The following is a 2,784-nucleotide window of genomic DNA, read 5'->3' as shown; positions in this document are numbered from 1 at the left end:
CACAATCACTTCGGAGTCATTTCACCTCCGATATGGATAACAGCGCCTCGTGGCGCACGTGGTGGCATTGGCAGAGGTTGGCGGGTCTCCAGCAGCCGGGGAAAGTACATCCGCGGTCTTTGGCGTAGCAGACTATGCGTTGGTTGCCGGTGGCGATGCGTGTGCTGCGGCCGAGGTAGATGGGGCGGCCGTCGTCATCGAAGATGGTGAGGTAGTGGTAGGCGTGGCGCGCCATTTTGAGGATGTCGCGCATCGGGAGCACGGTGTCGCCCGCGGTGGTAGCGGTGCCCGTGGCGTCGGTCAGCTCTTTGACGGTCATCGAGGCGACAACAGTGACGGGCAGACCTCGGTGTTGGCCAAGATTGCCGGTGGCGAGGGTAGCGCGGAGGACAGCCTTGAGTGCGTCGTGGTTGCGTTGTCCGGGGTTGCGGCGGTCGCGGGCGGCGGCTGTCTCGGTGGGGTCGGCGTCGACGGCTGATTCGGTGTCGTCGGGGTTGCACACGCCGCGTCGGGCGTATTTGGCGAGGATGGTTTCGAGGTAGGCGCGTAATTCGGGGTCGATGACGAATTCGCCTTTGGTCATCAGGTCTGGGCCTTGTTTGCCGAACATGAAGCTGCGTTTGCGGGCGCGGTCTGCGTCGTCGAAGTGTCCGTCGGGTTGAGGTAGGCGAGAAGGCGTTCGGATACCTTGCGGAGTTGGTCGGGGCGCAGTGTGCGGGCTTGGTGAGCGAGCGTGCGTTCGGCGTGTTCGCGGGTATCGAGATCGATGTCGTGTGGGAGTTGGTTGAAGAATTCGCGGATGATCTGGACGTGGGCGTCGCTGATGGCGCCGTCGGCTTGAGCGTCGGCGGTGGCGGGGTAGATCGGGTCGAGTTGCTCGCCGGTGAGGCTGATGCGAGGGGCGAGTTGTTCGGCGGTGCGGACGCGGTGACGGGCGTCGGTTGGGGTGATTCGGAGCTGGTCCGCGAGAGTGTCGGCGAGCCGGGTGTCGCCGAGTTCGCCGGGGATCCAGTCGGTCGCGAGTGCGGCGATCAGTAGGTGGCCGAGGCTGGGGATTGCGCGGGCGAAGGTTTCGAGACGTTTTTCGGCGGCGATGCGTTCTTGCGCAGTGGTGAGGGTGCCGAATCCGTTGTCGCGCAAAGTTTCCAGGGCTGCATCGATGGCGTCGAAGGCAGCGTCGACCACGGTGTCGGGGCCGGACGCTGGGTTCGAAAGCATGTGCGAAGCGTATCGCGAGGCACCGACACGTTTCTGTGAAAGATGCTGGGTGGCAGACAGTTTCGATGCAGATGTGGCTGGACGTGTTAGTGGTGTTCCTGTTTCCGATGTTGCGACTTCTGGTTAGCCGAAGAAGGGTTCTATCGTGTCTGACCACCGACCGGATAGCGATTGGCTCTAGGTGAGTCGCTTGGGGTAACCTCTTCGAGCGCCCGCAGTTGGGCGTGAACGGGCTGTGGCGCAGTTTGGTAGCGCACTTGACTGGGGGTCAAGTGGTCGCAGGTTCAAATCCTGTCAGCCCGACCAGGTCAGAGGTGGTTTGGTCATTCGACAACCTTCGGGCGGACCATTTGGGGACTGAAATTGGTCCGAAAGCAGCGTCGGGTATGCCGCAACCTCGCCGCGCCCGGCGAATCCGTCTGCGACACTTGCCGAACCCAATCGGGTGAGCTGCTGCATCAGGCCCTCGAACTGGATACGGGCAGTCGAGCGGATTGTCCGCTCGCCTGTGGATAGGGTTAGTTCGTGACATCGTTTGCCGAGTTGCGGGACTCGTTCTGGTGCAGAGGCAGTACCTACGGCGTTCAACCACAACTGACAGACGAGGCGGTCACTGGCGCTGAACGCATTCTGGGCGTCTCGCTTCCTGCTTGTCTTATTGACCTGCTGCGTATCCAGAATGGTGGTGCGGTCGCAAGCTGCTGGCACAAATTCCCGACCAGCGCTCCAACCTCGTGGGCGCCGGGCCACGTCGAGTTCGCCGCGTTGGCGGGAATAGGCGAGGCCAGCGGCATCTCGTTGCTCGATTCGCCCTATCTGGTCAAAGAGTGGGGTTTGCCCGAGCCGGTAGTGGCTTTGTGCGGGGACGGGCATTGGTGGATTGCACTCGACTACCGGTTGGTGGGGCTGAGTGGTGAGCCGTCTGTCACCTGGTTCGACACCGAAGTCGGCGAGGATCTCGCTCTAGCCCCCAACTTTCGTGCGTTTGTGGAGTGCCTGACCGATTAGCGGCGATCTGATGCAGAATCGTCGACCTGACGTCCCGTCGATCGGCACCGCGTCGGCCAATCGGCCTGGCGGGTCGGTTGCCAATTGCGCGACTCGTCTGCGAACTTTCTCGCCGCACGTTGCGATCCGTGAGGCCGCGCAGCTGGCGGTATTCGCGACCCCCACCGGGACGTTCGCTGACCTGTATCCGATGCACATCATGAGCATCGCAAGCCCGGGTCTAGGCGAAGGCCCGAGCGTCATGCGTACGGTCTCTCGGAACGCAGAAAGACACCTTGGTGTGTACTGCGAAACCGAGCAGGCCGGCATCGTGCGCGAAGACGACCTCGTGATGTTCGAGCCACCGCTGCAACGCGGGTTCATCGAAGCGTCCCTCGGCAGGCTCGCACTCCAGGTCAAGCATCAGGGCGATGCGAGCTGCAGACAACGTTCTGCCCGGCTGACCGCACCACCTCCGAAGCCGCCACACACCGCTGCGCAGCCCGACGTTGAATGGGAGTTGGGGTGTACCAATGATCTTGGACAGTGACTCTCGTTTTGAGAGAGGATCTGTACGTG

2 protein-coding genes, 1 tRNA gene and 1 pseudogene are annotated in these 2,784 nt (G+C 62.5%); 3 read left to right on the top strand and 1 reads right to left on the bottom strand.

What is annotated here, in order from left to right:
* Nucleotides 1-16 precede the first annotated feature (16 nt).
* Nucleotides 17-1,218, bottom strand: a pseudogene (locus ACHIRB_RS19405) (13E12 repeat family protein).
* A gap of 229 nt (nucleotides 1,219-1,447) precedes the next feature.
* On the opposite strand from ACHIRB_RS19405, the gene ACHIRB_RS19400 reads away from it, so the two are divergent.
* The 3 genes from ACHIRB_RS19400 (at nucleotide 1,448) to ACHIRB_RS19390 (ending at nucleotide 2,755) form a co-directional block, all read left to right on the top strand.
* Nucleotides 1,448-1,524 (top strand) — tRNA-Pro (locus ACHIRB_RS19400).
* Nucleotides 1,525-1,743: 219 nt separating this feature from the next.
* Entirely contained in the window at nucleotides 1,744-2,226 is a 483-nt protein-coding gene (locus ACHIRB_RS19395; protein WP_395126728.1) for an SMI1/KNR4 family protein, read from the top strand.
* Nucleotides 2,227-2,236: 10 nt separating this feature from the next.
* On the top strand, nucleotides 2,237-2,755 hold the full coding sequence (locus ACHIRB_RS19390) for a hypothetical protein (RefSeq protein ID WP_395126726.1): 519 nt from the start codon (nucleotides 2,237-2,239) through the stop codon (nucleotides 2,753-2,755).
* Nucleotides 2,756-2,784 lie beyond the last annotated feature (29 nt).

The organism is Antrihabitans spumae, assembly GCF_043944905.1.
GTDB lineage: Bacteria > Actinomycetota > Actinomycetes > Mycobacteriales > Mycobacteriaceae > Antrihabitans > Antrihabitans spumae.
Note: the sequence above shows the minus strand (reverse complement) of the source record. Positions and strands in the feature narration are given on the sequence as shown.